This is a genomic window from Intrasporangium sp. (assembly GCF_036566125.1).
Classification (GTDB): Bacteria; Actinomycetota; Actinomycetes; order Actinomycetales; family Dermatophilaceae; genus Intrasporangium.
Window position 1 is genome coordinate 1 of sequence record NZ_DATCWX010000248.1, and the last position, 6565, is coordinate 6565.

At 71.4% G+C, this 6565-nt stretch carries 4 protein-coding genes and 1 pseudogene; 1 reads left to right on the plus strand and 4 read right to left on the minus strand.

The window, feature by feature from the left end; translation table 11 throughout:
• From VIR15_RS15160 to VIR15_RS15170, 3 genes and pseudogenes are all read right to left on the minus strand, one after another.
• Positions 1 to 228, minus strand: a pseudogene (locus tag VIR15_RS15160) (hypothetical protein); the annotation flags it as partial.
• A gap of 62 nt (positions 229 to 290) precedes the next feature.
• Positions 291 to 1592 (minus strand): S1C family serine protease, encoded by a 1302-nt coding sequence (locus tag VIR15_RS15165; RefSeq protein ID WP_331929179.1) that lies wholly within the window; start codon positions 1590 to 1592, stop codon positions 291 to 293.
• Between the two features lie 133 nt (positions 1593 to 1725).
• Entirely contained in the window at positions 1726 to 3390 is a 1665-nt protein-coding gene (locus tag VIR15_RS15170) for a DNA repair helicase XPB (protein ID WP_331929182.1), read from the minus strand.
• A 59-nt stretch (positions 3391 to 3449) separates the two neighbouring features.
• Between VIR15_RS15170 and VIR15_RS15175 the strand changes: the two genes are divergently transcribed.
• Positions 3450 to 4388 carry a hydroxymethylglutaryl-CoA lyase gene (locus VIR15_RS15175; protein ID WP_331929184.1) on the plus strand — a complete coding sequence of 313 codons (939 nt, stop codon included), beginning with the start codon at positions 3450 to 3452 and terminating at the stop codon, positions 4386 to 4388.
• Positions 4389 to 4457: 69 nt separating this feature from the next.
• Here the strand turns inward: VIR15_RS15175 and VIR15_RS15180 are convergent.
• A partial coding sequence (locus VIR15_RS15180) for a helicase-associated domain-containing protein (protein WP_331929187.1) occupies positions 4458 to 6565 on the minus strand: 2108 nt, incomplete at its 5' end.

A 6565-nucleotide genomic window follows, 5' to 3' on the forward strand; every position in this document is an offset into this window, starting at 1 on the left:
GGTTTCGGTGGGTTCAGGGGCACCGGTCACCTCGGCCGTCGTCACGACCGGCCGCAACCACCGCAGGTACACGGCGACCCCGAGCACCGCGTTGGCGGCCGCCATGACGGCGAGCCAGATCCAGCCGTCGACGACGACGGGGCGAAGGGCAACGATCTTGCCGACCCGGGCCTGATGACTGTGGTGGCCACGGACGGCCGGTGACCGCGGGAGCCGACTCAGCGGCATACGCAAAGAGCTGGGGAGCCCCGCGCTCGACGGGACTCCCCAACCTGCTCAGCCGGAATCGATCAGCTGGACGAGGACGGCCGCGCCGCCAGCGTCACGGAGACGTCCTGGCGCTTGCCGTCACGGATGACCGTGAGGGTCACCTTCTCGCCGGCCTTGCGCTCGCGGATCTGGGCGACGAGCGCGGTGGACGAGTCGACCGACTCACCGTCGATGGCGACGACGATGTCGCCCTGCTTGATCCCGGCCTGCTGGGCCGGCGCGCTGTTGGACACCGCGGCGATCTCGGCGCCGGCGCGCTTGGCAGCACCGTCCTGGGTCACCGTGTCACGGGCGCTGACCCCGAGGAAGGCGTGCTCGGCCGTGCCGTGCGCGATCAGCTGGTCGGCGATCGACTTCGCCTCGTTGACCGGGATGGCGAAACCGATGCCGATGTTGCCGGACTGTCCGCCGGTCCCGCTGCCGAGCTGGGCGATGGAGCTGTTGATGCCGATGAGCTCGCCCTTGGCGTTGACGAGGGCGCCGCCGGAGTTGCCGGGGTTGATCGCGGCCGATGTCTGGATCGCGTTGGTAACGACCGGCTCGGCCGAGCTCTGGCCGAAGGGGGAGTCGTTCTCCGAGCCCGTGGACACCGGGCGGTCGATGGCGCTGACGATGCCCGTCGTCACCGTGCCGGAGAGCCCGAGCGGGTTGCCGATCGCCATGGTCGGGTCACCGACCGCGATCGTGTCGGAGTTGCCCAGCGAGATCGGGGTGAGGTCGCTCGGCGCGGCGGAGAGCTTGATGACCGCGAGGTCGGTCGACGGGTCGGTGCCGACGACGGTTGCCGCGTAGGTCCGGCCGTCGGCGAGGGTGACCTGGATCCCGCCGTTGCCGTTGCCGTTGCCACCGCCACCGGCCTGGACCACGTGGTTGTTGGTGACGATGTGGCCGGACTTGTCGAGGATGACCCCCGAGCCCGCGCCGTTGGCGAGCTGGATGCTGACGACGCTGGGCGACACCGCCTTGGCCACCGCCGACCAGTCAGGCGCTGCGGAGTTGCCCTGGATGACGGTCGGGGACGTCCCGTTCTGGCTGGCCTGCTGGGTCGCCGCCGGGGTGCCCGACTCGTTCGCCTGCGTGAGCGCATACGTCCCGCCGCTGGCGAGCACGGCAGCGATGATCGCGACTCCAGCGGTCTGGGCCAGGCCTCGGCCCCTGCGCGGCGACGGGGCGCCAGACGGCTGGTCGGCCGGGTAGGACGGAGCGGGTGGCGGGGGCGGCGCGGTGGGCACGCCGGCCGCGGGGATCTCCTGCGTCCTGCTCGTGTCAGGCAGTTGCTGGGTCTGGTTCGGCTGCTGCGAGTCGTGCGGTGCGAGCGTCATGGCTTCTCCTCGGTTGATCTGCTCACTCGATGACACACCGTGAGGTTGAGCGAGGGGTGTGGCCACTCTGTGAGCTTCCTGTGTCACCCATCCGGGCTCGAGCGCAGGACTCCCGTCGCGCGGGCCCTCGGCCTCAGTCGAGGTCGGCGGCGTCGACGATGCGGTAGGAGTACCCCTGCTCCGCCAGGAACCGTTGGCGGTGCGCCGCGAAGTCCGCGTCGACGGTGTCCCGCGAGACGACGGTGTAGAAGTGCGCGGTCCGGCCGTCCCCCTTGGGCCGCAGCACCCGTCCGAGCCGCTGGGCCTCCTCCTGACGGCTGCCGAACGTCCCGCTGATCTGGATCGCGACGCTCGCCTCGGGCAGGTCGATTGAGAAGTTGGCGACCTTGGACACGACCAGCTGGGTGACCTCGCCCTTGCGGAACGCGTCGTAGAGCCGTTGCCGCTCCTTGACGGTGGTCTCCCCGGTGATCAGGTCGGCGCCGAGGCGCTCGGCCACCTCGTGGAGCTGGTCGAGGTACTGCCCGATGATGAGCGTGGGCTCGGCCGTATGCCGCTGGGCCAGCTTCTCGACGACGTCGAGCTTCACCTCGGCGCAGCTCGCCAGCCGGTAGCGGTCGTCCGGCTCCGCGGTCGCGTAGGCAAGCCGGAGGGAGTCGGGGAGGGTGACGCGGACCTCCACGCAGTCGGCGGGCGCGATATAGCCCTGGGCTTCGATGTCCTTCCAGGGCGCGTCGAAGCGCTTCGGGCCGATGAGGCTGAACACGTCCGCCTCGCGGCCGTCCTCTCGGACGAGGGTCGCGGTGAGACCGAGCCTGCGACGGGCCTGGAGGTCCGCCGTCATGCGGAAGATCGGCGCCGGGAGCAGGTGCACCTCGTCGTAGACGATGAGGCCCCAGTCGCGAGCGTCGAGCAGGTCGAGGTGGGTGTACGTGCCCTTCCGGCGGGTCGTCAGGACCTGGTAGGTGGCGATGGTGACCGGGCGGATCTCCTTGCGGGCGCCGGAGTACTCACCGATCTCGTCCTCGGTCAACGTGGTGCGCCGAACCAGCTCGTCCTTCCACTGCCTGGCGGAGACGGTGTTGGTGACCAGGATCAGAGTGGTCGCTTTGGCCTGGGCCATGGCCCCAGCGCCGACGAGGGTCTTGCCCGCCCCGCACGGAAGGACGACGACGCCGGAGCCGCCGTGCCAGAAGCCGTCGACGGCCTGTTCCTGGTAGGGCCGCAGGTGCCAGCCGTCGTCCTCCAGGGCGATGGGATGGGTCTCCCCGTCGACGTAGCCGGCCAGGTCCTCCGCGGGCCAGCCGACCTTGAGCAGCTCCTGCTTGAGCGTGCCACGCTCGCTGGGGTGGACGACGACGGCGAGGTCGTCGATGCGCTCGCCGGTCAGGGGCTTGATCTTCTTGTGCCGCAGGATCTCCTCGAGGACCGGACGGTCGGTGCTGCGCAGGACGAGCCGGGTTCCTTCGGGGGAGTCGGCGAACCCCTCCTTCTCGAGGGTGAGCCGTCCATAGCGGTCCATCGTGTCGGCGACGTCGATCAGGAGGGCGTGCGGGACGGCATAACGCGAGTGGGTGATGAGCGCGTCGACGACCTGTTCGGCGTCATGGCCCGCGGCGCGCGCGTTCCACAGGCCGAGCGGGGTGATCCGGTAGGTGTGGACGTGCTCGGGCGATCGCTCCAGCTCCGCGAACGGGGCGATCGCCCGTCGGGCCTGCTCGGCGCGGGGGTGGTCGACCTCGAGGAGCAGGGTCTTGTCGCTCTGGACGATCAGCGGTCCGTCGGGTGGGTTGTTCATCGAGTCGTCCAACCGCTGGGGCAGACCTGGTGTTCCCGCACGCCTGACAGTATGGACGCATGCGAACCCCCCAGGTGGAGCCGGCGACGGGGCTGCCGGCGTCCGTCACGATCTACGAGGTCGGTCCCCGCGACGGGCTGCAGAACGAGAAGACCGTCGTGCCGGCCGGGACCAAGGTCGAGTTCATCCGGCGCCTCGAGGCGGCTGGCCTGAGGACGATCGAGACAACCTCGTTCGTGCCCGCGAAGTGGGTGCCGCAGATGGGTGACGCCGAAGAGGTGCTCGCAGGGCTCGGGGCTGCCGGTGGTGACGCGACCGGTCGACGACGTCCGGCGCTCGTGCCCAACGAGCGGGGCCTTGACAGGGCGGAGGAGCTGGGCCTGCAGGCCATCGCCATCTTCGGGTCCGCGACGGAGACGTTCGCCCAGCGGAACCTCAACCGCTCCGTCACGGAGCAGTACGCGATGTTCGAGCCGGTGGTGAAGCGCGCGCTGGCCGACGGGATGTGGGTGCGCGCCTACGTCTCGATGTGCTTCGGCGACCCGTGGGAGGGACCCGTCCCGGTCGACCAGGTCGTCGAGGTCGCCGAGCGCCTCATGGACCTCGGCTGCGCCGAGCTCAGCCTCGGCGACACGATCGGCGTCGGCACGACCGGCCACGTTCATCGCCTGCTGGAGGCTTTGGGCCGCAAGGGAATCGGCACTGATCGGGTCGCCGTGCATTTCCACGACACCTACGGCCAGGCCCTGGCCAACACCATGGCCGCGCTGCGCGACGGGGTGTCCGTCGTCGACGCGTCCACCGGCGGACTCGGCGGGTGCCCCTACGCCAAGTCGGCCACGGGCAACCTCGCGACCGAGGACCTCGTCTGGGCCCTCACCGGGGCCGGCGTCGAGACCGGCGTCGACCTCGAGAAGCTCGTCGAGACCAGCCTCTGGATGGCCCAGCAGCTCGGGCGCCCCAGCCCGTCCAACGTCGTCCGCGCCCTCGCCGGCTGATCCAGAACCCCGATCGAGTGAACCAGAATTGCGCCCCGATTCTTGTTCACTCGATTGAAAGAAGGAGCGTCAGGGGGTGTCGACCGTGGCACCGGCGATCCGGTGCACGGACCAGGATCTCTCCCGACCCGCCTCGTCGGTCGCGTGCACCCGTCCACCGTCGACCCGCCTGGGGTGGATCAGGTGCCGCGTCGTCGCACCGAGCCGGTCGGTGACACCGATCCATACGCCGTGGCCGTCCGCCATCGCCTCCCGCAGCAGCGCCAGCGTGACAACGGGGTCGGTCGTCGGGATGGCCGGGCCCGGCCGCGACGCCTCCTCCGCCCGCCGTTCATCTGCGCTTGCCTCCGCGGCGCGCAGCCCCGCAACGAGTGCGGTCGTGCTGGCCTCGTCCACCGGCGAGGTCGTCGGAGGGGTCACCCTGCGCCTGCGGCGGGCCCGGCGTTGCTCGGGCCCTGTCAGCACGACGCCACCGTCCTGCCCCTCGAGAACCGGTGCGAAGCCGTGCTCCCGCAACAGCTCGACGAGCATGCCGGGGTCGCCGGACGAGACGAGAACCGTGGGCGCGATGCGCCGGAGTCGGAGCGGGGCGAGGTCCCGGGTGGCGAGCATCGCGTCCAGCACCGCCTCATCGTCAGAGCGGACGTATGCCGCTGAGTTTCCTACCCGGGTCACGCCGTGCTTCCGCGCGACGTCCGTCACGAGGTACTCGAGGGGCTGGGGAAGCGGGGTGCGGCTCGATCGTCGGATGGTGTCCAGCACGTCCGCCGCGGTCCAGCCGGCATCGAGCGCGCGACGGATCGAGTCGTGCGTGAAGCGGTGGACCGTGGCGCCGCCCCTGGACTCGATCTCGGAGGCAAGGCGCATGAACGACGCGAGCGCGCCCTCCAGCGGGCCCGGTGCCACGGCAGTGAGGTCGGCCTGGACGAGGATGTGGTCGACCGGCTGGGGCAGGTGCTGCGTCATCGCGGTGGCGACCTCGTCGGGTCGATCACGGGCCGGCGCGGTCTGCGCACTCGACTGATCGGTGATCCCCACGAGTGCGCGTCCCGGGGAGGAGATGGCCCCGCGGCCGGTGACCCCGAGCCACTCGGCCTCCCGCAGGACCGCGTCGATGGCATCGGACAGCGGGCCTGCAGGCCGCAGGGGGCGCCGCCAGCCGAGCCGCTCGCGGATCGAGTGTGGGTCGGCCGCCGTGCCCGGCTCGAGCGTGGTGAGCTCAGCGAGCACCTCACGGCGGATCCCGCGGATTGCCGGCCACTGGACGTCCGGGCCGAGGGCGTTCGCCGGCGAGTCCCCGACCCGCCCACCGACGAGGTGCGCAGCTCGGGTGGAGGTCAACCAGGCGCGGGCGACGATCGCCCAACGGTTGCCCGCCTCGCTGGCCGACCACTCGTCCAACTCGGGTGTGGGAGCCCACACGGGCACGATCTCACCGTCGTCGCCGACGAGCCCAGCGGCATACGACACCTCGATGACGAAGGCCGCCCGCTCCGGCTCCACGTCGAGCACCCGCTGGGTCGCCTTGAGGTCGCGAACGGACAGCCCACCGGCGCGCAGGACGCGCGGCGGCTCCGCGCCCCACGCTGACGCCAGCTCGTCGATCCGGGAGAGCAGGTCGTTGGCGGCGCCGCCCGCGACGGCGTCCACCACGCGAGCAGAGACGTCTCGCCCCTTGAGATCCGGGGGGCGGAGCCGGGAGGTCCGGTGGAGCCGGCCGCCCCGCAGCACGAGCGCGACCTCGCGCGGCAGGGCGACCCGGTCGCTGCCGAGCGGCACGAGCAGCCGACGCTCGAGAAGCCAGTGCCCTGCCGTTGTTCCAGCAGGCCCGGAGGGCATGACGCCCACGGGCGGACCCCAGGCCAGCCGGTCGAGGATGGCGCGGGCCGTCTCCGGCGCGTCCTCGATGGCCGACCGGATCTGCGACACGGTCGGGACAGCGGACCCGGGCGCCGCGGGACGCAGCTCCCGGTAGGGCACGCCAAGCCCTGCCACGGACTGACCGAGCACCTCCGGGACCGTGCGGACGACGTGCACCCCATCCGCCGCGCGCCAGAGCAGGGCCCGGGTCCACAGGTCGTCCACGATGGCCCTGACCCGAGACCGCTCAGACTCGCCCACGCCGAGGAGCGGCAGGAGTGCCTCTGTCTCCGCCGAGTCGCCCGTGTCGCCAGCCA